Here is a 23,200-nt window from a genome sequence, read left to right as displayed (position 1 = left end):
CCACGGGCGTGGCCGCCCGGTGGTACGCACCGCCGCGCCGAGCGGATCAACGACGCACGGAAAAAATTCCGGGCGGTGGCGGGGTGGAGTCGGTGGCGTCGGCGTCCCGGACCACCGGCGCACCCCCGGCGAACCGGTCCAGCTCCGCGCCGGCCAGCACCCGGCCGGGAAACCAGTCGCCGGCCGCCCGCCGGGTCAGCTCCGGCACCGGAGGCGCGACCCGCGACGCCACCAGCACCAGGTTGCCGTACCGCCGGCCGCGCAGCACCGCCGCGTCGCCGACCAGGCAGGCCTCGGGGAGCACGGTACGCACCGTGGCGACCTGAGCGCGGGCGTGCCGCAACGGCGGGCCGTCGGCGATGTTGGCCAGATAGCTGCCGCCGGGCCGGAGCACCCGGGCCACCTCGGCGGCGTACTCGGCCGAGGTCAGGTGCGCCGGGGTGCGGGCACCGGCGAAGACGTCGGCGACCACCAGGTCGTAGCTGGCCTCACGGGTGCCGGTGAGGGTGGCCCGGGCGTCGGCCACCCGTACCCGCAGCCGGGGGTCGGCCGGCCAGGGCAGCACCCGGCGGACCAGCTCAACCAGCGCGCCGTCCACCTCGGACACCCGTTGCGTCGAGCCGGGACGGGTGGCCTGGACGTACCGGGGCAGGGTGAGCGCGCCACCGCCCAGGTGCAGCACGCGCAGCGCCGCCCCGGCCGGGGCGACCAGGTCGATCGCGGCGGCCAGCCGCCGGACGTACTCGAACTCCAGGTGGGTCGGGTCGGTGAGGTCCACGTGCGACTGCGGTGCACCGTCGAGCAGCAGCGTCCACGAGCCCGGCCGGTCCGGATCCGGCACCAGCTCGGCCTGGCCGGTGTCCACCGGCTCGACGACCCGGTCGGCGCCACGGCGGCGGCCCATCAGCGCCGGACCCCCCGGGCCGCCGTGGTGAGCACCCGGTGCAGCAGGCGGGCGTCGCCGAGCATCGAACGCAGCCGGCGCTCCAGCCCGGCGATGGGGATCAGGTTCTGCGGGGCCCGCGGGTCCTTGTACGGGGTGGAGGCGAACCGGGGCAGGGTGACCAGCGACAGGTCGGCCAGCTCGATCGCCTCCGCCTCGGTCAGCTCGGTGGAGCACTCCACCCGGACGATCCCCGCCCAGGGCGCCCCACCCGAGCCGGGCAGCCGCAGGTACCAGGAGTAGCCGCCCCACGCGGTGCCCAGCCGGAACACCGGGCAGCGCTGACCCGGGGCCAGGCCGGTGACCACGGCGTTGAGCCGGGCGTCCAGGTACTGGCTGTGCTGGGTCTTGACGTAGCCCAGCGTGCGCGGCAGCTGCCGGCGGCTGCGCAGCGGACCGTCCACCACGAGCAGGTCACCGTCGGCCCGGGCGGCGTCCGAGACCGCCACCTCCAGCGCGGTCAGCGGGGCCTGCACGGCGGCCGGCAGCTTGCTCAGCTCGCCGGTGCCGCCGACCCGGTGCACCGGGTAGTGGATCCGCCCGGCCAGCACGTCCTGCGCGGACGGGCTGGCGGTAAAGAGGCCCCGGCCCACCCGTGCCCCGGCCAGCTCGGCGGCGCCGCGCTCCAGGTCGCAGCGGACCACCCCGGCCGCGTACGACGCGGCGATGCCCGGGAAGGAACCGCCGTCCTCCTCGGCCGTCCAGACGCTGGCGTCGATCCGGCGTACCCCGTCGACCAGCAGCACCACGTGCGGCGCGGTCACGTCCCGCCGGGCATCGATGGCCCGCCAGTCGGCGGCCGGCACCTCGACGTCGGCGTCGACCTGGGCGCTGCTGGGCGCGGCCGGCCCACCCGCGCCGGCCGTCTCGAACGAGGTCCCGTACGCCGGGTCCCACGCGTCGACGAAGAACCGGGCCCCCGGCCCGGACGGTCGCGTCACCCGGCGCTCCTCATGGTGCCCGCCTTCCGGTGGCGCGGCTGCGCCGCCCGCTCACCGGCCGGTCCGTTCGACCCGCGCGGTGCGGGCGTCCTTGCGGACCTCGAAGCGGACCGGGATCCGTTCGGCGAGGGCCGGCACGTGGGTGACCACGCCGACCATCCGGTCGCCCCGGGCGGCCAGATTCTCCAGCGTGGCCGCCACGGTGTCCAGGGTGGCCGCGTCGAGGGTGCCGAAGCCCTCGTCGAGGACGATCGACTCCAGGCTCGCCGCCGTGGTGGACATCCCGGCGAGCTGCTCGGACAGTGCCAGGGCCAGCGCCAGCGAGGCCTGGAACGTCTCCCCGCCGGAGAGGGTGCGGACGGCCCGGCGCAGCCCGGCGTCGTGGTGGTCGACGACGAAGAACTCGCCCTTGTCGTGCACCAGGTCGTACTGGCCGCCGGAGAGCTCCCGCAGGATCCCCGATGCCCCGTCGACCAGCAGGTCCAGTGCCTCGGTCAGCAGCCAGCGCTCGAAGTTGTTGGCCCGCAGGTGCCCGGCGAGGGCCCGGGCCACCCGGGCCTCCCGCTCGTGCCCGGCCCGCTGCTCCCGCAGCTCGGCGGCCTGCTCCCGGCGCTCGGCCAGCCGGCGCAGCTCCGCCTCGGCCCGTTCCACCGCCACCGCGGCGTCGCGCCGCGGGTCGTCCGCCCCGTCCAGGCCGGCGGCGGTGAACAACCCGGCGATCCGGGTCTCGACCTCGTCCGCCGCCGCCCGCGCGGTGGCAACCGCCGCGACCAGCCCGTCCCGCTCGCCCCGCCGCCGCTGCGCCTGCTCGCCGGCCCAGCCGGCCAGGGCGGTCCAGGCGGCGGCGACGTCGTCCCGGTCGGCGGCCGGGGGACCGAGCCGGGCCAGCCCGTCCCGGGTGGCGTCGAAGTCCCGCCAGGCGCGGCGCAGCCGCTCCTCCGCCCCGTCCAGCGCCCCCCGGGCCCGGCGCGCGGCGTCCCGGCTGGCCCGCACCGCGCCGGCCGCCTCCTCCAGGGCGCGGCGCAACCGGGCGTGCTCGGCCAGCGCCGCCCGCAGCGTCTCCGCGCTGGCCGCCCCGGCGAGCTGCCCGTCCACCTCGGTCAGTCGGGCCTGGAGCTGGTCGTGCTCGGTGTGGGCGCGCAGCAGCAACCGGTCCAGCTCGCGGGCGGCGGTGTCGCGCTCCTGCACCACCCGCTTTGCCGCGTCGCTGGCCGCCCGGGCCGCCTTGCCGGCCGCGATCGCCCGGGTCACCGCCGAGCCGCGCGGCACCGCCGGCACCCGGGCGACCACCTGCTCGCAGACCGGGCAGGCGGCGCCGTCGACCAGGTGCGCCCGCAGCGCCACCGCCTGGTCGGTGGCCTTGGCCTCCTCGTGCGCCCGGAACGCCGCCTCCAGCTCGACCTCGGCGCGCTCGGCGGCCGCCCGCGCCTCGGCCAGCGCCGCGGCCGCCCGGTCGTGCTCGACCTGCGCGGCGTCGACCGCCGCGCGGACGGTGCTCAGCTCGCCGGTCAGCTTCTCCCGGTCGGTGTGCGCCCTGAGCTGCAACCGCAGCGCGCTCTCGTCGCCGGCCGCGGCGAGCTCGCCGCGCAGCTTCTCCTCCCGCTCCTCGGCGAGACCGACCGCCGTGGCGGCCTCGTCGGCGGCGGCGCGCGCGGCGGCCACCGCCCGGGCCAGCTCGGCGATCCCGTCCGGCGGCCGGATCCCGGCCAGCACGGTCAGCTCGGCGTCGAGCGCCGCGAGCGCCGCCGCCCGCTCGCCCGCCGTGGCCCGGGCCTGCTCCAGCTCCGGTACGGCCGCCGCGACCGCCCCGGCCAGCTCCCGCATCCGGGTGACCCGCTGCCCGGCGTCGGCGAGGGCCGCGTCGTCGACGTCGGCGAGCCCGCCGAGCATCTTGTCGACGGCCGCCAGCTTCGCCTCGGCCTGCCCGGCGCGTTCGGTGGCCCGCTTCTGGACGTCCTCGTAGATGCCCAGCCCGAGCAGGTTGACCAGGATCTGCTGCCGGGTGGCCGGCTTGGCGTGCAGGAAGTCGGCGAACTGCCCCTGCGGCAGCACCACGCAGCTGGTGAACTGCTCGTAGGGCAGCCCGACCGCCTCCAGCACGGCCCGCTCCATCTCGGCCGGCGTGCCGGCCACCACCTCGCCGAGGTCCTCCGGGCTGAGCCCGGTGTCGAGTTTGGTGACGTCGAAGCCGGGCGGCATGAGCTGGAGCCCCGCGTTGGCGGTCTTCACCGCGCCCCGGCCGTCGCGCCGGACCACCCGGGTGGCCACGTACCGGTCGTTGGCGGACTCGAAGACCAGCCGCACCCGGGCCTCGGTGGCCGACGGCGCGAGGGCGTTGGCCAGCCCTCGGGCGCCGCCCCAGCGGGGCACGGTGCCGTACAGGGCGAAACAGATCGCGTCGAGCACCGTGGACTTGCCGGAGCCGGTGGGCCCGACCAGGGCGAAGAAGTCCGCGTCGGTGAAGTCGACGGTGGTCTCCTCGCGGAAGACGGTGAAGCCCGCCAGGTCCAGCCGGATCGGTCGCATCAGTGCTCCACCTCCTCGAGCAGCTCGTCGAAGAGCTCCTGGACGCCGTCGTCGGCGTGCCCCCGGCTGCCGAGGTAGTCGGCGAAGAGCTGGCTCGGGGACCGCCCGGCCCGCTGGGCGGTGCGGGTGCCGCTGCCGGGGGCGGGCACCAGCTCCGGGTCGATCCGGATCTCCAACGCCCGGGGGAGCAGCTCCTGTACCTCCTCGCGCAGCCCGGCCCGGGGTTGCTCCCGGACGTAGACCCGCAGCCAGCCGTCCGGGACGTCGATCTCGGCGAGCTGGGCGAGGGTGCCGCGGACCGTGCGCAGCGGGACCGCGCCGGGCACCGGCACCTCACGGATCTGCGCGGCGGTCGTGGCGGTCACCTCGACGACGGTGACCGAGCCGACGTTCTCCTGCTCGCCGAAGTCGATCGCCAGCGGGCTGCCGCTGTAGCGGATCGGGCAGGGGCCGATCACCCGCTGCGAGCGGTGCAGGTGCCCTAGCGCCACGTAGTGGGCGGTGCCCGGGAAGACGGTCGCCGGCACCGCGTAGCCGAGGACGGTGTGCGCGTCCCGCTCGCCACCACCGGTGCTCGCGCCGACCACGGTCAGGTGGGCGGTGACCAGGTGCACCCGGTCCGGCTCGTCGAAGCCCTCGGCGAGCCGGTCGAGGACCCGGCCCAGGTGGTCGGCGTACGTCTGGTTGGCCTCGGCGGCGGTCAGCTCGTACATCTCCACGGCCCGCACCGCGTACCGCTGGGAGAGGAAGGGCAGCGCGGCCAGCCGCCAGCGCTCGCCGTCCCGGGTGACGCCGTCGATGACGTGCTCGGCCGGACTGTCGCGGACGCTGCCGCGCAGGGTGATGCCGGCCGCCTCGGCCCACGGGCGCAGCGCGTCCAGCGCCGGGCCGTTGTCGTGGTTGCCGCCGATCGCCACCACGTCGGCCCCGGTCCGGCGCAGTGCGGTCAGCGCCCGGGTGACCAGGCGGGTCGCCTCCGGGGAGGGCGCGGCGGTGTCGTACAGGTCGCCGGCGACGATGACCAGGTCGGGCCGCTCGGCCTGGGCGATCTCGATGACCTGGGCGAGCACCTGCTTGTGCTCGTCGGCCCGGGACTGCCCCTTGAGCACCTTGCCGACGTGCCAGTCGGAGGTGTGCAGGATCTTCATGCTCGTCCCACCTCAGAACGGGATGTCGTCGTCGGCGGTGCCGGAGCCCACCACCGCGAACGGGTCGGCCGCCTGGGTGATCGAGCGCAGCGTCTCCGACGGCGCCCGGCCGGCCTCGGAGACCCGGGTGGCCCAGGCCGGGAAGGGGAACTCCAGGCAGAGCGGCACCGGGATGTCCGGCTGGTTGACGAACATGGTGCCCGGCTTGGCCAGCAGGGCGCGTTGGCGCTGGGCGGGCGGAAGGAAGCCGTACTCCGGGCGGGACGCCTCGGCCGGGTCGAGCCGACCGACCACCCGGATCGCCGAGTTGGTCACGATCCGCCGCTCCACCTCGCTGGCGGTCTGCTGCGCGCCGACCAGGATCACCCCGAGCGAGCGGCCCCGCTCGGCGATGTCGAGCAGCACCTCCTTGATCGGGGAGGAGCCCTCGCGCGGGGCGTACTTGTTCAGCTCGTCGAGGACGACGAAGAGCAGCGGCTTGGCGGTGCCGGCCTTCTCCTTGCGCTCGAACTCGCTCTTGAGCGTGACGCCGACCACGAACCGCTGCGCCCGGTCCGGGAGGTTGTGCAGGTCGACCACGGTGACCTGGGCGCTCTCCGCGGTGTTGATGCTGTGCGGGCGGCGGGTGGCCAGATCGCCCCGGATCAGCCGGCCCAGGTCCTTCTTGCTGCCGATCAGCCGGCGGGCGAACGCGTTGACCGTGCCGAGGCCGACCGCGCTGCCGGCCCAGTCGCCGCGGGTCTCGTCGTCGTTGAGCTGCTCGACGACGTGGTCGACCAGATCGGCGTACGAGCCGAGCCGGACCCCGTCCAGGCTCACCCCGCTGTCGGCGGGCTGGGCGTAGCGGGCCAGGTGGGCGGCGACCGAGTGGACCACCATCGTGTACTGCTGCCGCTCGTCGTCGGCGTCGGCGAAGACGTACGGCAGCAGCCGGTCGGCGCAGAACTCGCTCAGCGTCCAGTAGAAGCTGTCCACGCCGGTGAGCCGGCTGCTCACGTCCGGCGTGCCGGAGGAGTCGCCGACCCGGGGCGGGGCGTACACCCGCACGTCCGGGAAGGCGCCGGCGTCCAGCCCGAGCTTCGCGTAGCCGGCGCGGGTGGGGTCGTCGAGCCGGGTGTTGGGATGGTCGAGGAAGAGCAGGTCCTCGCCCTTGACGTTGAAGATCAGCGCCTTGGCGTTGACCGCGTCGCCGCCCAGCACGCCGGAGCGGAAGACCGAGTAGAGCAGGAAGGTGGCGAAGCTGGTCTTGGTGGCCACCCCGGAGATGCCGGAGATGGAGACGTGCGCGCCCCGGGTGCCGTCGAGGAAGTCGGCGTTGAGGTAGACCGGAACGCCGTCCCGCCCCATCCCCATCGGGATGCGCCGTTCCATCCGGTCGAAGTGCAGGGCCCGGGCCCGGGCGTCGCCCTCGGCCCGGTGCACCACCGCCCCGGGGGTGGGCGGCACGTAGAACTCGGGGTCGACCCGGGTGGTGGTGACCTCGGCGGCCTCCTGCACCTGGGCCGGCAGGGTGCCGTCGGCGATGGCGAAGACGTCGGAGTCGAACTGGGCGCCCTCGTGCCGGGCCCGCACCTGGGTGACCACCCCGGCGATCGTCACCGGCTCCCGGTCGGGCAGCTCGCGCCGGGTGACCACCACGTCGTCGAGCTGCAGGTAACTGCCCGGGGCGACGGCCGTCCAGAAGGTGAGCGGGGTGGCGTCGGCGGTGCCGAGCACCCGGCCGACCCCGTCGCCGGGGCCGTCGAGCAGGTCGTCGGTCATCGGCGGACTCCGGTCGGCTGGTCGTCTCGGTGGCGGGGCACGTGGTGCATCCTGCCCGAGGGATGCGACAGGTTGCCACGCGACGCGGCGGAGACCACGCCATGACTCCGCGAGGCCTGCGCTGCGCCGTCCCGCGCTGACTCTGCGTACCGGCCGGCTCCGCCGTTCCGGCACCGCCCGACCCCGGGCCGCGAGATCCTGCATGTGGCCGGAGGAGCGACGGTACGAGGAGCGGCGGTGCAGGTGAACCGGAGCCGGTTGGCGCTGCTGCTCCTCGCCGGCGTGCCGCCGCTGCTGCAGGAGGCGGCGCTGGTGACCATCGGGTTCAACGGCGCGCGCGGCCTCGCGCCCCAGGTCACCGCGGTCTGGCCGTACGACTCGTTCCACGACCTGCGCTGGCTGCTGGTCTACCACGACTCGTGGTGGACGTTCCTGCTCGGACTGGTGGTGCTGGTCCTGCTCCGCGGGCTGATGTCCGCCGCGCTGACCGCACTGGCCTGGCCGGCGCGGGTGCCCCGACCCACGTTCGGCTGGCTGGTGCGGCGCAACATCGAGGTGGCCGCGCTGGCCCTCGTGGTCATCTCGCCGTGGGCCGCGATCTCGGTCGCCTTCGCGGCCGTGGCGCTCTCGCTGTACCTGTTCGCCTCGCTGGCCCCGATGCTGGTGCTCGCCCCGTTCCTGCAACGCGCCGGGATGGTCGGGGCGTGGTGGCGCGGCCTGCCCACGATCGAACTGGCCGGTTGGACGATGCTCAACTTCGCGGTGCTCACCGTCGCGGGCGCGGTGATCACCAGCGTGCCGGGCTGGTGGGGCGTGGCCGTGGCCGGGCTCGCCGGAGTGGCCAACGGCCTGCTCTGGCGGCGCACCGTGGCGGCGGCCGTGGCGCCCGCGCGGGTGCGCTGGGCCCGCGTGCCGGTCGCCCCGGTGGCGATCCTGCTCACCATGGCCGGGGCGGTCGGCGCGCAGTCGGTCGCGGCCACCGTGTCGGGCCCGCCGGGGGAGTGGACGCCCCCGGTGGTCACCGAGCGGCTGCCCGACCGGGTGCCGCACGCCGTCATCGCGATCGCCGGGCACGACTCGCACTGGACCGGGCGGGAGCCGGTCGACCCGCGGGTGGAGCGCTTCTCGTACGCCGGCCTCGACGCGCGGGGGCGGCCCCGGCCGTACCAGCCGCTGGACACGCACCAGTCGCTGGACTCCAGCGCGGTCCTGCTCGCGGCGCAGGTGGAGGCGCTGCACAAGCGCACCGGCCGGCCGGTGGGCCTGGTCGGCTTCAGCGAGGGCGCCATGGTGGCCCGGACCTACCTGGACAAGTGGCCCCGGCCCTCGCCGGTGGAGGCGGCGATCCTGATCAGCCCGCTCATCCAGCCGGGCCGGGCCTACTATCCGCCGCCCGGCCACAGCGGCTGGGGGGTGGTGGCCGGTTGGGAACTGCGCGGGATCTTCTGGCTGGCCAATCTCGGGCGGGAGGTGAAGGACGATCCGGACGAGCCGTTCGTGCGCTCGATCCTGGTGAACGCCCCCTTCTACCGCAACCGCACGCTCTGCCCGGTGGCCGGGGTGCGGACGATCGCCTTCCTGCCCACGGTCAGCGCCGCCGAGGCGCCGCCGGGGGAGTACAGCCAGGTCCCGGTCTTCCAGCTGCCCGCGTTCCACGGTGGGATCATCGGTCGGCAGGTGGCCCAGGACCGGGTGGTCGACTTCCTGGCCGGTGACCAGACCGACACGCCCCGGCGGGAGTACCGCCTGTTCCAGCGGCTCGGCGCCGCCTGGCAGGCGCCGCCGCTGCCGCTCATGCTCAACCCGGTGTGGGCCGCCGGCCGGGAGGGCGACCCGGCGTTCAGCGGCCGGATCTGCCAGCCGCGCTGACCGGCGTCGCCCGGCGTCACCGGCCGGCGACGGCGCGGCGGTGGCGCAGCAGCAGCCGGATCGCCGCGGCGTTGACCGTGGCCACCAGCACCGCCCGGAGCGGCGCGTACGGCAGCATGAGCAGGTCCAGGACGATCGCCAGGGCGGCGCAGCCGATGGCCGTCCCGGCCGCGCCGCGCCGACCGGTGAGGGTGAGCAGTCCGGCCAGCGCGACCAGCGCGCCGACCGTCAGGTCCAGCCAGGCCCAGGCGGCGATGTCGAGCTGGTGGACACCGCTACGGGTCAGCACCAGGTACGGCGCGGCGGCGGTGTTGGCGTAGGCCGCCAGCATGTCGACCAGTCCCGAGCCGACCAGCAGGCCGGCGGCGAGCAGCGGCCGGCCGTCCCCGGCCGGGCCGGCACCCGGATAACGCATTCCCTGAGGTTACGGCCCTGATGGCTGGCCGGGTGGCGCTTCGGTGAGCGGTCGCCGCCAGCCGCCGGCCCGCCTCGGCGGGTTCCGCTCAGGCGGCCGGGGCGGCTCCGGCCGGCGGGGCCTCGCCGGGCTCGCGGGCGTACCGCAACATCAGCACCCCGTCGGCGGCGGCCAGCACGTGCCGTAGCGGCAGGTGCCGCGGCGCGCTGCCGGCCCCGGCGGTGATCCGGCCGGGGCCGGCACCGGCGAGCAGTGGCGCGACGGTCAGGCAGAGTTCGTCCACCAGGTCGGCGGCGGTGAGCGCGCCGAACAGGTGCGGCCCGCCCTCGCAGAGCAGCTGGCCCAGCCCGCGGCGGCGCAGCTCGGCCAGGCCGGCGGCCAGGTCGACCCGCTCCGCGCCACAGCGGACGAGGTCGGCCACGTCGGTCAGCCCGGGCGGCGGCTCCGCGGCGTCGTGGGTGAGCACCAGCGGCCGGACCGGCGCGTCGGCGAAGCACGCCTGGGCCGGGTCCAGGTCCAGCGAGCCGGAGACCACCACCAGGGTCGGGTGGTCGGCGAGTCCCTGCCCGGCCCGCCAGGCCCGGCGCGGCTCGCTCGACCGGAGCGCCCGGTAGCCCTCGTGGCGCAGCGTGCCGGCGGCCACCACCAGGCCGTCGCAGAGCATCCGCAGCAGGCCGAAGACCCGCTTGTCCGGCTTGCCGGAGAGCCCGGCGGAGTAGCCGTCCAGGGTGACCGCGCCGTCGGCGCTGGCGACGAAGTTGACCCGCAGGTGGGGGCGGGTGGCGCGGCCGTAGAGCGCGGCCAGCTCCGGGTCGGTCAGCGGCCCGGTCCCGGGCGCCGGCCAGACCCGCGCGACGGGCGTCGTCCCGGCGGTCATTCGCCGGCCGGACCGGTGACCGGCGGGGTGGGTTCGGGGGTACGGTGCTGGCAGTCGCACCACTTCCGGCCTGGACAGTCGTCGTGCCGCCGCTCCCGGCACGCTCGGCAGATCATGCTGGCAGCCTATGCCGAGGAGGATGGGACAGACATGCCGCGTCAGATCTTCCAGCTCCAGGTGTCCCTGGTCGGCGTCCGGCCGCCGGTGTGGCGGCGGGTGCTGGTCCCCGGCGGGTACACGCTGGACCGGCTGCACCGGGTGGTGCAGCACGCGATGGGCTGGCGGGACTGCCGCCTGCACTCGTTCGAGATCGACGGCCGGCAGTACGGCGAGCCCGACCCGGACGGCGAGCTTCCGGTCCGCGACGAGCTGGACGTCCGGCTGGACGCGGTGGTCGGCAAGGGCAGCCGGTTCCGGTACCTCTACGACTTCGGCGACTGGTGGGAGCACGACCTGGTGGTCGAGGACGTCTGCACCGCCGATCCGGACGAGCGCTACCCGTCCTGCCTGGCGGGGGAGCGGGCCTGCCCGCCGGAGGGGGTCGGCGGTCCGGCCGGGTACGCGGTCCTGCTGGCCGCCCTCGCCGACGCCGAGCATCCGCAGCGGTGGTTGATGCAGGACTGGGCCGGCGCCGATTTCGATCCCACCGCCTTCGACGCGGTCCGCGCCACCACCCTGCTGCGCCGCTTCTGCTGACAGGCGCGGCCCAGGCCGCCGGCTCGGCCGGCGCGGGGTCGGGATGGCGGTGCCGGGCGCGGTAACGATCTGGGAACGCTCCCATCGGTCTATTGACACCCCCGATACCTGCCGGCAATCTCATGGGAGCGCTCCCGGGAGTGGCGTGGATCTCACTCCTGCCCGATCCCGGGTCGCCGCCGACGCCCCCCACGGGCCGCCGGCGGCGAAAGCACGCGAAAGCACCCCCCACCACACAGATAGCGCCTCACCACCGAAAGAGGGGTCTGGAAGATGAGCGTCCCAATCCGCCGTCGTCGGCTCGCGGCCATCGCGGTCGTGTCCGCCGCGGTGCTCGTCGCCGCCACCGCCTGTGGCGACGACTCGCCGGGCAGCGGCGACAGCAAGAGCGACGGCCCGGTCACTCTGGTCGTCGACGTCTTCGGCGACCAGGGCTTCGGCTACGAAGAGCTCTACAAGCAGTACCAAGCCGACCACCCGAACATCAAGATCCAGGAGCGCGGCAAGGGTCTGGGCGGCGGCGACTACAACACCCGCCTGACCCAGCAGATCACCGCCGGCTCCGGCGCGGGCGACGTGGTGGCCCTGGAAGAGGGCACCATCGTCCAGTTCTACGCCCAGGCCGACAAGTTCGTGAACCTCGCCGACCACGGCGCGAACGAGCTCAAGGGCAACTTCCTGCCGTGGAAGTGGGAGCAGGGCACCACCCCCGACGGCAAGGTGCTGGGCCTCGGCACCGACGTCGGTTCGATGGCGCTCTGCTACCGCAGCGACCTGTTCAAGGCCGCCGGGCTGCCCACCGACCGCGAGCAGGTCGGGGCGCTCTGGCCGACCTGGGACCAGTTCATCGCCACCGGCCAGCGCTTCGCCGCCGCCGACAAGAAGCACAAGTTCGTCGACTCGGCGACCAACTTCTACAACGTGGTGCTCATGCAGATTGCCGGCCAGGGCACCGGTTACACCTACTACGACAAGAGCAACAAGCTGGTCATCGGCGAGAACCCGGACATCAAGGCCGCGTACGACATGACCACCAAGATGATCGGTGCGGGCCTGTCCAACAACCTCCAGTCGTTCTCCAACGAGTGGAACGCCGGCTTCAAGAACGGCACCTTCGCCACCATCGCCTGCCCGGCGTGGATGACCGGTGTCATCAAGGGCCAGGCCGGTGACGGCGCGGCCGGCAAGTGGGACATCGCCAAGGCCCCCGGCAACGGCGGCAACTGGGGTGGCTCGTTCCTCGCGGTGCCGAAGTCGAGCAAGCACCAGAAGGAGGCCATCGAGCTGGCCAAGTTCCTGACCAGCGCGAAGGGCCAGATCGAGGCGTTCAAGGCGGTCGGTAACCTGCCGTCGTCGCCGCAGGCACTGGCGGACCCGACCGTGGCCGACTCGACCAACGACTACTTCAGCAAGGCCCCGGTCGGCAAGATCTTCGCCGCCGGCGCCAGCGAGCTGAAGCCGGTCTACCTCGGCCCGAAGAACAACGCGGTCCGTACCGCGGTGGAGAACAGCCTGCGCGCCATCGAGCAGGGCAAGTCCGCCGAGGAGCAGTGGCAGGCGGCATTGAAGAACGGTGCGGCCGCCGGTAAGTGACCCGGCCCGGCCATCCGTGGGTGGCGTCGACCCCGCAAGGAGGTCGGCGCCACCTGCGGTGCCCACTTCCGGTGTCGCCCGTTTGTGGGCGGGTGACGCCGGCCGAGGAGAAGGACCTCCCATGAGCCTCGATCTGCACCGTGCGGCGCCGTCCGACCGCAACCGCGCCGCCCGCCACGCACAGCCCCGTCGCGCCTCGTTCAACCGGCTCGACCTGAAGTTCTCGCCGTACCTGTACGTCCTGCCGTTCTTCGTGATCTTCGCGGTCTTCAGCGCGTACCCCATCGCCTACACGGTCTGGATCGCGCTGACCGACCGCTCGCCGCTCAACTCGACGATCTCCTTCGTCGGCCTGGACAACTTCGTCGAGCTGTTCACCAACGACCCGCAGTTCTGGAACGCGGTGGTCAACACGTTCGGCATGTTCGTGCTCTCCACGGTGCCCCAGCTGATGCTGGCGCTGCTGCTGGCGAACGCGCTCAACCGGCGGCTGCGGGCGCAGACGTTCTTCCGGATGGCGATCGCCATGCCGATCATCACCTCGACCGCCGTGGTGGCGCTGATCTTCTCGATGATCTACGCCAAGGACTTCGGCCTGGTCAACTGGCTTCTCGACGGCATCGGGCTCGACCCGATCGACTGGCGGGCGAACCGTTACGCCTCCTGGTTCGCCATCTCGACCATGGTCGACTGGCGCTGGGTCGGCTACAACGCCCTGATCTACCTGGCCGCCATGCAGTCCATCAGCAAGGACATGTACGAGGCGGCGGCGCTGGACGGCGCCACCCGCCGCCGGCAGTTCTGGTCGATCACCATCCCGCAGCTGCGCCCGACGATCATCTTCACTCTGATCATCTCCACCATCGGCGGGTTGCAGCTCTTCACCGAGCCGCTGCTGTTCACCAGCGGCGCGGGTGGCCTCTCCGGCGGCTCGGAGGGCCAGTTCCAGACCATCACGATGTACCTGCTCGACGTGATGAACCAGCGTTTCCGGTGGGGTTACGCCGGCGCGGTCGCGCTCGTGCTCTTCGTGCTGATCGCGCTGATGTCGCTGGTGAACTACCTGCTCGCCCGCCGCATCAGCTCCGACAAGTGAGGTGACGAGATGACGACCACCACGCTCCGCCCGCCCGCCCGGCCGGCGGCGCCGGCTCCCACCAGCCGCCAGGCCGAGCGGCTCTGGAAGGCCAGCCCGCTCACCTGGTTCGGCCTGGTCCTCGGTGTGCTCCTGTCGCTGTTCCCGTTCTACTGGATGATCGTGATCGCCTCGCGCACCAACGACGCGGCGAACGCCTGGCCGCCGCCGTTCCTGCCCGGCGGCAAGCTCGGCGAGAACATCCAGCGGGTGCTCGACAACGGCGACGCCAACATCGTCAAAGGCCTGATGAACTCGTTCCTGGTCTCCGGGACCATCACGGTGGCCACGGTGTTCTTCGGCTCGCTGGCCGGCTTCGCGTTCGCCAAGCTCCGCTTCCGGGGCAAGAACGCGCTGCTGCTGATCATCCTGGCCTCGATGATGGTGCCGATCCAGCTCGGCGTGCTCCCGCTCTACATCCTGATGGCGAAGCTCGACTGGCTGAACACCATGCCCTCGGTGACCGTGCCGTTCCTCATCGGCGGCTTCGGGATCTTCATGATGCGCCAGTACGCCGAGCAGGCGGTACCGAACGAGTTGATCGAAGCCGCCCGGGTGGACGGCTGCTCGACCTGGAAGGTGTACTGGCACGTGGTGGTGCCCGCGCTGCGCCCGGCCGCCGCCGTGCTCGGCCTGCTCACCTTCATGGAACAGTGGAACCAGTTCTTCTGGCCGTTCGTGGTGCTGGCCGACCCGTCAAACCCGACCGTCCAGATCTCCCTGCGCAGCCTCAACACCGCCTACTTCGCCGACAACTCGCAGATCTTCGCCGGTACGTTGATCGCGACCCTGCCCCTGTTCGTCGTGTTCGTTATCTTCGGCCGCCAGATCATCGGCGGCATCATGGAAGGCGCCGTCAAGTCGTGAGCAACCCAGCCAGCCCGCCCGCCCTCGGCGTCCTCGACGAGAGGTCCGAGCTCACCTTCCCGCCCGGCTTCCTCTGGGGCGCGGCCACCGCCGCGTACCAGATCGAGGGCGCGGCGGCCGAGGGGGGCCGTACCCCGTCGATCTGGGACACCTTCAGCCACACCGAGGGCCGGACGGTGGCCGGGCACACCGGTGACGTGGCGTGCGACCACTACCACCGGATGCCCGCGGACGTGCGGCTGATGGCCGAGCTGGGACTCAAGTCGTACCGCTTCTCGGTCTCCTGGCCGCGGGTGCAGCCGGGCGGCACCGGCCCGGCCAACCAGGAGGGGCTGGACTTCTACCGGCGGCTGGTCGACGAGCTGTTGGCCCACGGCATCGAGCCGTGGCTGACGCTCTACCACTGGGACCTGCCCCAGCCGCTCGAGGACGCCGGCGGCTGGCCGGCCCGGGACACCGCCGCCCGGTTCGCCGACTACGCGGGGCTGATCGCGGACGCCCTGGGCGACCGGGTGCGGTACTTCACCACCCTGAACGAGCCGTGGTGTTCGGCATTCCTCGGCTACGGCTCCGGCGTGCACGCGCCCGGCCGCTCCGACGGGGCGGACGCCGTCCGGGCCGGGCACCACCTGATGCTCGGCCACGGGCTGGCCGTCCAGGCGCTGCGGGCCGCCCGGCCGGAGTCCCAGCTCGGCATCACGGTCAACCTCTACCCGGTCACCCCGGCCACCGGCTCTCCGGCGGACGCCGACGCGGCCCGCCGCATCGACGGCCTGGCCAACCGGTTCTTCCTGGACCCGGTGCTGCGCGGCGCCTACCCGGCGGACCTGCAGGCCGACCTGCGCCAGGTCACCGACTTCGGGCACGTCCGCGAGGGTGACCTGGCGATCATCTCGACCCCGCTGGACATGGTCGGGGTCAACTACTACAGCCGGTACGTGGTCGCCGCCCCGGCCGAGAGCGCCGAGCCCGAGGCGTACTGGCGGGCGCCGTCGTGCTGGCCGGGCAGCCAGGACGTCCGGTTCGTCACCCGGGGTGTCCCGGTGACCGACATGGACTGGGAGATCGACGCCCCGGGCCTGGTGGAGACCCTGGAGCGGGTGCACCGGGACTACACCGACCTGCCGCTCTACGTCACCGAGAACGGCTCGGCGTTCGTCGACGCGGTGATCGACGGCCGGGTCGACGACCCGGACCGGCTGGCATACTTCGACGCGCACCTGCGGGCCGCGCACGCCGCGATCAGCGCCGGGGTGCCGCTGCACGGCTACTTCGCCTGGTCGCTGATGGACAACTTCGAGTGGGCCTGGGGCTACACGAAGCGCTTCGGCATGGTCTACGTCGACTACGACAGCCAGGCGCGAATCCCCAAGTCCAGCGCCCGGTGGTATGCCGAGGTGATCCGACGCAACGGCGTGGCCGCCGCACAATAGGCTGGGCCAGCCAGTAACGGGCGGCCCGGCACCGACGCCTCAACAGGTGCCGGGTCCGCCCGAGGTCGGAGGAGCACAGATGACAACGCAACGCACGCGGTCACTCGGGCGCCCGACCCTCGACGCGGTCGCCGCTCGCGCGGGCGTCGGTCGGGGCACGGTCTCCCGCGTGGTCAACGGCTCGCCCCAGGTCAGCCCGGAGGCCCGGGCCGCCGTCCAGCAGGCTATCGCCGAGCTGGGGTACGTGCCCAACCGCGCCGCCCGGGCGCTGGTGACGCAACGGACCGACTCGGTGGCCCTGGTGGTCTCCGAGTCCGGGGAGCGGGTCTTCACCGAGCCGTTCTTCGCCGGCATCGTCCGGGGCGTCAGCTCCGCGCTGCTGGAGACCCCGATGCAGCTCTGGTTGGCCATGGCGCAGTCCCAGATCGAGCGGGAACGGGTCGAGCACCACCTGACCAACCAGCACGTGGACGGCGTCCTGCTGCTCTCGCTGCACGACGCCGACCCGCTGCCCACCCTGCTCGAGGAGCGCGGCCTGCCCACCGTGCTCGGCGGCCGGCCGGCCCGGATGCTGCACCCGAATGCCCAGCCGGCCTGGTTCGTGGACGTGGACAACGTCGGTGGCGCCCGGCAGGCGGTGGAGCATCTCTTCGCCCGGGGCCGGCGCCGGGTGGCCACCATCGCCGGCACCCAGGACATGGGCGCCGGCCTGGCCCGGCTCTCCGGCTACAAGGAGGCCGTCCGGGCCGCGGGCGGCCGGGTCAACCCGGACATGATCGCGTACGGCGACTTCAGCGAGGGCAGCGGCACCGCCTGCATGCGCCGGCTGCTGGAGGTCTGCCCGGAGTTGGACGCCGTGTTCGTCGCCTCCGACCTGATGGCCGTCGGCGCGCTGCGCGCGCTGCGCGAGGCCGGCCGCCGGGTGCCCGAGGACGTCGCGGTGGTCGGCTTCGAGGACGCTCCGATCGCCCGGCAGGCCGAGCCGCCGCTGACCACGGTCTTCCAGCCGGTGGAGGAGATGGGCCGGCAGATGGCCCGCCTGCTGGTCTCCCGGATCCGGGGCGACGAGTTGCCCAGCCCGCACGTCCTGCTGGACACCAAACTGGTCCACCGCGCCTCCGCCTGAGGGCGGCGGCGCGGTCAGGCCCACCGGCGCAGCTCGCGCTTGGCCAGCGAGGCCTTGTGCACCTCGTCGGGGCCGTCGGCGAGCCGCAGGGTGCGGGTTTGGGCCCAGAGGGCGGCCAGCGGGGTGTCCTGGCTGACCCCGGCGCCGCCGTGCGCCTGGATCGCCTTGTCGATCACCCACTCGGCCATCGCCGGGGTGGCGATCTTGATGGCCTGGATCTCGGTGTGTGCGCCCTTGTTGCCCACCGTGTCCATCAGCCAGGCGGTCTTGAGCACCAGCAGCCGGGCCTGCTCGATGCGGACCCGGGCCTCGGCGATCCACTCCCGCACCACGCCCTGCTCGGCCAGGGGCCGGCCGAACGCCACCCGGGCCAGGGCCCGCTGGCAGAGCAGCTCCAGGGCCCGCTCGGCCATGCCGATCAGCCGCATGCAGTGGTGGATCCGGCCCGGGCCGAGCCGCGCCTGGGCGATGGCGAAACCGGTGCCCTCGGCACCGACCAGGTGCTCCGCCGGCACCCGGACGTCGGTGAAATCGATCTCGGCGTGCCCGCCGTGCGCGGCGTCGCTGTAGCCGAACACCGTCATGCCGCGGCGTACCGTCACGCCCGGGGTGTCCCGGGGGACCAGGATCATGCTCTGCTGGCGGTGCCGGTCGGCCGTCGGGTCGGTCTTGCCCATCACGATGAAGATCTCGCAGCGCGGGTCCATCGCGCCGGACGACCACCACTTACGGCCGTTGATCACGTACGAGTCGCCGTCCCGGGTGATCCGGGTGGCGATGTTGGTGGCGTCGGAGGAGGCCACCTCCGGCTCGGTCATGCAGAAGGCGGAGCGGATCTCGCCGTCCAGCAGCGGCTTGAGCCAGCGGTCCCGCTGCGCCTCGGAACCGAACTCGGCCAGCAGCTCCATGTTGCCGGTGTCCGGTGCGGCGCAGTTGAGCGCCTCCGGAGCCAGGTGCGGGCTGCGGCCGGTCAGCTCGGCGAGCGGGGCGTACTGGAGGTTGGTCAGGCCGGCGCCGTAGCGCGGGTCGGGCAGGAACAGGTTCCACAGGCCCCGGGCGCGGGCCTCGGCCTTCAGCTCGTCCAGCACCGCCGGACGGGCCCACGGGTCGCCGGTCGCGGCCACCTGCTCGGCGTGCACCGGCTCCGCCGGGTAGACGCACTCGGTGAGGAACGCCGTCAGCCGTTCACGCAGCTCGACCGTCCGGGCGTCGTACGCGAAGTCCATCATCTCTCCCTGACCGCGTGCAGACCGTGCTCGACCAGCGGCGCGACCATGTCACCGATCCGGTCGAAGCCCCCGCCGAGCGTCTGCCCGAGGGTGTGCCGGTAGTGGATGCCCTCGCAGATCACCGCGAGCTTGAAACAGCCGAGCGCCACGTGCCAGTGCAGCGGGCCGACGTCGACGTCGCTGCGGCCGGCGTACCGGTCGATCAGCTCGGCGCCGCTGGGGAAACCGGCGCGGGGCCCGATGCCGTCGGCCACCGGGTTGCCCTCGGTCAGCTCGCTGTCGCCGAGCACGCTCCAGTAGGTGAGCAGCAGCCCCAGGTCGGCCAGGGGATCGCCGAGGGTGGCCATCTCCCAGTCGAGCACCGCCCGCACCGAGACCGGCTCGACCGAGGCGAGCAGGTTGTCCAGCCGGTAGTCGCCGTGCACGATCCGCCCGGCGTTGGCCCCTTCCGGCACGCTGCCGGCCAGCGCGTCGCGCAGCTCGTCGATGCCGGGCAGCGGCCGGCTGCGGGACCGGTCGAGCTGCCCGGCCCAGCGGCGGACCTGCCGGGCCAGGTAGCCATCCGGACGGCCGAAGTCGGCCAGCCCGACGGCGGCCGGCTCGACCAGGTGCAGCGCGGCGAGGGTGTCCATCATCGTCATGGCCAGCGCACGCCGCTGGGCCGCGGTCAGCGGGTCGGTCTGCGACCGGCTCCGGTAGACCTCGCCGTCGACCTTTTCCATCAGGTAGAACGGCGCGCCGATCACCTCGGCGTCGGCGCAGAGCAGCAGCGCCTCGGGGACCGGCACGTCGGTCGGGGCGAGCGCGGAGATGACCCGGTGCTCCCGGGCCATGTCGTGCGCGGTGGCCAGCACGTGCCCGAGCGGCGGCCGGCGCAGCACCACCGCCCGGTCGCCGCAGCGCAGCAGGTACGTCAGGTTGGACTTGCCGCCGGCGATCAGCCGCGCCGACAGTGGCGCGGCGGCCAGCTCGGGCCGGTGGGTCGCCAGGTACGCGCGCAGCCGGTCGAGGTCGAGCCCGCGCGGGGCCGGACCGGCCGGGTCCGGAGGTGCGTCGACGGCCGGATCGGTCATCCGGATAGTTGATGGCAGCTCAGCTTTCTTGTCAAGGTCGGATTTTCCGGGCAGACATGGCGCGGCAACAGGGGCGAAACGGCCACCGGGCAGGCTGGGGCCAGCCTGCCGGCACGACGGCCGGCCCGCCGAGCGGAGGGACCAGACATGCTGCTGAGAGTTCGGGTGACCCTGCCGGACCGCCCCGGCACGCTCGGGCAGGTGGCCCGGACACTCGGCGTCTCCGGCGCCGACATCGTCCAGGTGGTGGTGCTGGAGCGGCTCGGCGGCCGGGCGGTGGACGACTTCACCGTGGTCTGGCCGGGCGCGGCGCGGGTGGAGCGGCTCCTCGCCGGCCTGGCCGCGATCCCCGGCGTCCGGGTGGACGGGGTGTGGCGGGCGATCGGCGCGCCGACCACCACGGGGCAGGACGCCGAGCTGCTCGCCCAGGTGGCGGCGAACCCGACCGACGGGGTGGCCACCCTGGTCGACGCGGTGCCCGGGCTGCTCGCCGCCGACTGGGCGGTGGCCGCGGTGGTGCCGCTGGACTGGGCGTCGCGCAGCGGCGGAGCCGGCGACGCCACGATCGGGCACGCCAGCTGGCGGGCGCCCGTGCCACCCCGCCTGCCGGAGGTCACGCCGTTGCGGGCCCGGGCGATGACCAGCCCGGACGGGCACCACTACGCGGTCGCGCCGTTCGGCCGCGCCGGCCTGGTGCTGGTGGTGGCGCGTGACCACAGCGACCCGCTGGCCGCCGCCGCGTTCCACTCCACCGAGGTGGACCGGCTGGCCCAGCTGGTCCGGGCCGGCGCGGTGATCCTGGGCGACCGGCTGGACCTGGTCGGTGCCCCGCCCGTGACGACGGTCACCTGACCGGTCCCGCGGCGTCACCGGCGGGCAACGGGGCCGCAACAGCCGCCCGGCAGGGTCGTGAGGCGAGGAAGGGAGCGAACCATGGCGCTGTGGCGGATCCGAGCCACCGTGGACGACCGGCCGGGGTACCTGTCGGTCCTCACCGCGAGCCTCGCGCTGCGCGGGGTCAACATCCTCACCGTGCAGGTGCACACCACCGAGGTGGGGGCGGTCGACGACTTCCTGGTCGACGCCCCCGACCAGCTCACCGAGGCCGACCTGCGGGCGGCCGTGGAGCGCGGGCGGGGACGGGACTGCTGGATCGCGCGCAGCGAGGCGCGCGGGCTGGTCGACCAGCCCACCCGGGTGCTCGGCCTGGCCAGCCGGCTGGTGCGGGATCCGGACGCCACCGGGGAGGTGTTGCGCGCCCTGCTCGGCGCCGACACCGTCACCTGGCGGGCCGCGACGACTGGCCCGTCGGGCGGGGTGGGCGCCACCCGGATGCTGCTCCCCGACCCGTCCGGCGGGTCGTACGAGCTGAGCCGCCGGGAGCCCAGCTTCACCCCGGCCGAGTACGCCCGGGCCCAGGCCCTGGTCGAGCTGGCCGTGGCGGTGGCCCGACGGGACGACGACCGGGTCACCCTGGTCCTGCCCGACGGGGCCGAGGTGCGGGTCCGGCCGGCCGGCCCGGACGACCTGACCGGCGTGGTCGAGCTGCACGAATCATGCTCGGCGCGCAGCCGCCAGCGGCGCTACCTCAGCGGCGCCGGCTGCCCGTCGCCGGCCCGGCTGCGCCGGCTGCTGGCACCGGCGGGCGGGCTGACCCTGGTCGCCACGGCCGGTGACGGCGCGGCGGAGCCGGTCGTGGCGATGGCCAACCTGCTCGGCGAGGGGGACGAGGCAGAGGTGGCGTTGCTGGTCCGGGACGACTGGCAGCGCCGGGGTCTCGGCTCGGCGCTGCTGCGGAGGCTGGTCGCACACGCCGAGCGGATCGGCTACGCCGCCGTGCAGGTGCACGTGCACGCCGAGAACACCCCGATGCTGCGCGCGGTGCGCCGGCTGGACCGGCCGACCTCGGTGCAGCGCGACGGCGGCGTGCTGACCGTGACGGCGCCGCTGGCCGCCCGCCGGGCCGACCTGACGTCCAGGCGGCCCTGCACCAGCACGCCCGGGATGCCGCCCCGGCAGGCCGACGCGGCCGCCCGGTCGCACCGGGCGCCCTGACTTGTCCGGCCGCCCCGGCCGGTCGACCTGCCGCAACGGCGCGGCGGGCCGGCGACGGCGGGTACCCGGCCGGCACCGGCGCCGGGCTGATCCGGCGCCATCGTGGCCGACCTCCGGTGCGGGGGACGGTGATCGGCAGGGCCCCCGGTTCGGGGGCCCTGTCCACGTCCGGGCCGGAGTTCCGGTCGGTGCGGGCCGAGCCGGGTCGGGCCCGCCGTCACCGCCAGATGGTCGCGTGCTGGCCGGCCGGCACGTTTCTCCAGCCGACCAGCAGCCCCCGGTCGTTCAGGGCGATCACCTCCGCCGGACCGCCAGTGACCAGACGGCCGTGGCGCAGCAGGAAGGCCCGCCGTGGCTGCCCGGCGCTGGTGCCGGCGATCCAGCCCCGCTCGTTGAGGTCGCCGACGTACCCGTCGATCTTGGTGCGTACGCCGCCCTGCCAGCTGAAGGACCCGACCGCGGTCGGCGAGCTCGTCCAGCCGACGACCTGGCCGCGATCGTTGATCGCCACCGCACCGCTGTCGCCGGACGGGGGCCCCAGGTCGGTCATCCGGCCGTCCTGCCAGAGGAACGCGTGCCTGCTGCCATCGGCCGTGGTGCTCGTGCCCACGATCTGCCCGTGCTCGTTGAGGTCGGCCGGCACCGAGTCGGCGCCGCCGAGGGTGCCCAGGTCGGTCAGGACGCCCCGCTGCCAGAGGAAGCCGCGCTGGCCCGCGCCGGTGTCGTGCACGCCGATCACCTGGCCGTGGTTGTTGATGCCGACGGCAATGCGGTTGCCGGTGCCGCCCAGATCGGTCAGCACGCCCCGGCGCCAGATGAAGGCGCGGGTCTCGCCGCCCCGGATGTACGTCTCGTTCTCCCCGACGACCTCACCCAGGTCGTTGACCGCCAGCGCGGTGCCGGTGCCGCGTTCGTCCAAGGTGCCGAGGTCGCGGGGACGGCCCTGCCACCAGAGGCACGGCCGCGCGGCGTACGCGACGGACTGGCAGAACCCGACCACCAGGCCGTGCTCGTTGATGTCGCGGGGCAAAGTGCCGGTGCCGCCGGGCAGCGGGCGGAGCACGGTGTGCCGCCCGGCCCGCCAGACGAAACCGAGCGGCGGCTGGATCTCGGAGTCGATCTGGTTCGTCGCGGTGATGATCACCTCACCGCGGCGGTTCACCTCGGACGCGACGCTGGACATCCAGCCGGACGGATGGATGTCCCGCGCGGTCAGCCTCCGCGCGCTGGCCTGCGCCGGCGCCGCGAGCAGCGGGATGGTGATGAGCAGGGCGCAGGCGAGCGGCCCGATCCGTCGCATCATCCGGTAAGCCTGGTGTGTCGACGGCCGGGCCGGCACGGGGAAGTCCTCGATCCGACAGCCGCCGCCGTCCGCCGGCCCGAACCGTCGCGGTGACCGCCGGGGCGGCGCGGTGCCGAGCGACGTCCGCCGCCCGGCACCACGCGAACCTCGCCGCCACACCGCGCCACACCGCGCCGCGCCACCCGCGCCGCGGCGCCGCCCGCGCCGCGC

Annotated in this window: 19 protein-coding genes; 9 read left to right on the top strand and 10 right to left on the bottom strand. The window is 74.2% G+C overall.

The features are described from left to right. Nucleotides 1–46 precede the first annotated feature (46 nt). The 5 genes from LQ51_RS13380 to LQ51_RS13360 are packed head-to-tail and all read right to left on the bottom strand — an operon-like array spanning nt 47 to nt 7,319. Entirely contained in the window at nt 47–904 is an 858-nt protein-coding gene (locus LQ51_RS13380) for a spermidine synthase (protein WP_046565700.1), read from the bottom strand. Further along, entirely contained in the window at nt 904–1,884 is a 981-nt protein-coding gene (locus LQ51_RS13375; protein WP_046565699.1) for a hypothetical protein, read from the bottom strand. The genes LQ51_RS13380 and LQ51_RS13375 overlap by 1 nt, the downstream gene beginning before the upstream one ends. 51 nt (nt 1,885–1,935) lie before the next feature. After that, on the bottom strand, nt 1,936–4,410 hold the full coding sequence (locus LQ51_RS13370) for an AAA family ATPase (RefSeq protein WP_046565697.1): 2,475 nt from the start codon (nt 4,408–4,410) through the stop codon (nt 1,936–1,938). Next, a complete protein-coding gene (locus tag LQ51_RS13365) occupies nt 4,410–5,558 on the bottom strand; it encodes an exonuclease SbcCD subunit D (protein ID WP_046565695.1) in 1,149 nt (382 codons plus the stop codon). The genes LQ51_RS13370 and LQ51_RS13365 overlap by 1 nt, the downstream gene beginning before the upstream one ends. 12 nt (nt 5,559–5,570) lie before the next feature. Further along, nucleotides 5,571–7,319: an ATP-binding protein gene (locus LQ51_RS13360; RefSeq protein WP_046565692.1), complete on the bottom strand. Its 1,749-nt coding sequence runs from the start codon at nt 7,317–7,319 to the stop codon at nt 5,571–5,573. A 237-nt stretch (nt 7,320–7,556) separates the two neighbouring features. Here LQ51_RS13360 and LQ51_RS13355 point away from each other — a divergent pair, with 237 nt between their 5' ends. Further along, nucleotides 7,557–9,188: an alpha/beta fold hydrolase gene (locus LQ51_RS13355; RefSeq protein ID WP_156313077.1), complete on the top strand. Its 1,632-nt coding sequence runs from the start codon at nt 7,557–7,559 to the stop codon at nt 9,186–9,188. Between the two features lie 16 nt (nt 9,189–9,204). Here LQ51_RS13355 and LQ51_RS31250 read toward each other — a convergent pair whose 3' ends face one another. Then, on the bottom strand, nt 9,205–9,603 hold the full coding sequence (locus LQ51_RS31250; protein WP_052744867.1) for a DUF7144 family membrane protein: 399 nt from the start codon (nt 9,601–9,603) through the stop codon (nt 9,205–9,207). Between the two features lie 88 nt (nt 9,604–9,691). After that, on the bottom strand, nt 9,692–10,480 hold the full coding sequence (locus tag LQ51_RS13345; protein WP_046565688.1) for a pyrimidine reductase family protein: 789 nt from the start codon (nt 10,478–10,480) through the stop codon (nt 9,692–9,694). A 150-nt stretch (nt 10,481–10,630) separates the two neighbouring features. Between LQ51_RS13345 and LQ51_RS13340 the strand changes: the two genes are divergently transcribed. The 6 genes from LQ51_RS13340 (at nt 10,631) to LQ51_RS13315 (ending at nt 17,330) form a co-directional block, all read left to right on the top strand. After that, nucleotides 10,631–11,176: a plasmid pRiA4b ORF-3 family protein gene (locus tag LQ51_RS13340; RefSeq protein WP_046565686.1), complete on the top strand. Its 546-nt coding sequence runs from the start codon at nt 10,631–10,633 to the stop codon at nt 11,174–11,176. Between the two features lie 273 nt (nt 11,177–11,449). Further along, nucleotides 11,450–12,769, top strand: coding sequence for an ABC transporter substrate-binding protein (locus LQ51_RS13335; protein ID WP_046565684.1), 1,320 nt, complete (start codon nt 11,450–11,452; stop codon nt 12,767–12,769). A gap of 121 nt (nt 12,770–12,890) precedes the next feature. Continuing rightward, nucleotides 12,891–13,865, top strand: a complete 975-nt coding sequence (locus LQ51_RS13330; protein WP_046565682.1) for a carbohydrate ABC transporter permease — start codon at nt 12,891–12,893, stop codon at nt 13,863–13,865. A 9-nt stretch (nt 13,866–13,874) separates the two neighbouring features. Continuing rightward, on the top strand, nt 13,875–14,771 hold the full coding sequence (locus LQ51_RS13325) for a carbohydrate ABC transporter permease (RefSeq protein ID WP_046565680.1): 897 nt from the start codon (nt 13,875–13,877) through the stop codon (nt 14,769–14,771). Then, complete coding sequence (locus LQ51_RS13320; protein ID WP_046565679.1) at nt 14,768–16,204, top strand: GH1 family beta-glucosidase; 1,437 nt, start codon at nt 14,768–14,770, stop codon at nt 16,202–16,204. Before LQ51_RS13325 ends, LQ51_RS13320 begins: the two co-directional genes overlap by 4 nt. A gap of 79 nt (nt 16,205–16,283) precedes the next feature. Beyond that, nucleotides 16,284–17,330 (top strand): LacI family DNA-binding transcriptional regulator, encoded by a 1,047-nt coding sequence (locus LQ51_RS13315; RefSeq protein ID WP_046565678.1) that lies wholly within the window; start codon nt 16,284–16,286, stop codon nt 17,328–17,330. 14 nt (nt 17,331–17,344) lie between these two features. Here LQ51_RS13315 and LQ51_RS13310 read toward each other — a convergent pair whose 3' ends face one another. Then, complete coding sequence (locus tag LQ51_RS13310; protein ID WP_046565676.1) at nt 17,345–18,556, bottom strand: acyl-CoA dehydrogenase family protein; 1,212 nt, start codon at nt 18,554–18,556, stop codon at nt 17,345–17,347. Next, entirely contained in the window at nt 18,556–19,632 is a 1,077-nt protein-coding gene (locus tag LQ51_RS13305; protein ID WP_046565674.1) for a phosphotransferase family protein, read from the bottom strand. The genes LQ51_RS13310 and LQ51_RS13305 overlap by 1 nt, the downstream gene beginning before the upstream one ends. 147 nt (nt 19,633–19,779) lie before the next feature. Here LQ51_RS13305 and LQ51_RS13300 point away from each other — a divergent pair, with 147 nt between their 5' ends. Further along, on the top strand, nt 19,780–20,484 hold the full coding sequence (locus tag LQ51_RS13300) for an ACT domain-containing protein (RefSeq protein WP_046565673.1): 705 nt from the start codon (nt 19,780–19,782) through the stop codon (nt 20,482–20,484). Between the two features lie 81 nt (nt 20,485–20,565). Further along, complete coding sequence (locus LQ51_RS13295) at nt 20,566–21,687, top strand: GNAT family N-acetyltransferase (protein ID WP_046565672.1); 1,122 nt, start codon at nt 20,566–20,568, stop codon at nt 21,685–21,687. A 217-nt stretch (nt 21,688–21,904) separates the two neighbouring features. Here LQ51_RS13295 and LQ51_RS31245 read toward each other — a convergent pair whose 3' ends face one another. Beyond that, nucleotides 21,905–22,990, bottom strand: a complete 1,086-nt coding sequence (locus LQ51_RS31245) for an HAF repeat-containing protein (RefSeq protein ID WP_052744866.1) — start codon at nt 22,988–22,990, stop codon at nt 21,905–21,907. Between the last annotated feature and the right edge of the window lie 210 nt (nt 22,991–23,200).

Source organism: Micromonospora sp. HK10 (assembly GCF_000982955.1).
GTDB lineage: Bacteria > Actinomycetota > Actinomycetes > Mycobacteriales > Micromonosporaceae > Micromonospora.
The sequence above is the reverse complement of the archived record's forward strand: the minus strand, read 5'-3'. Positions and strand labels throughout refer to the sequence as shown.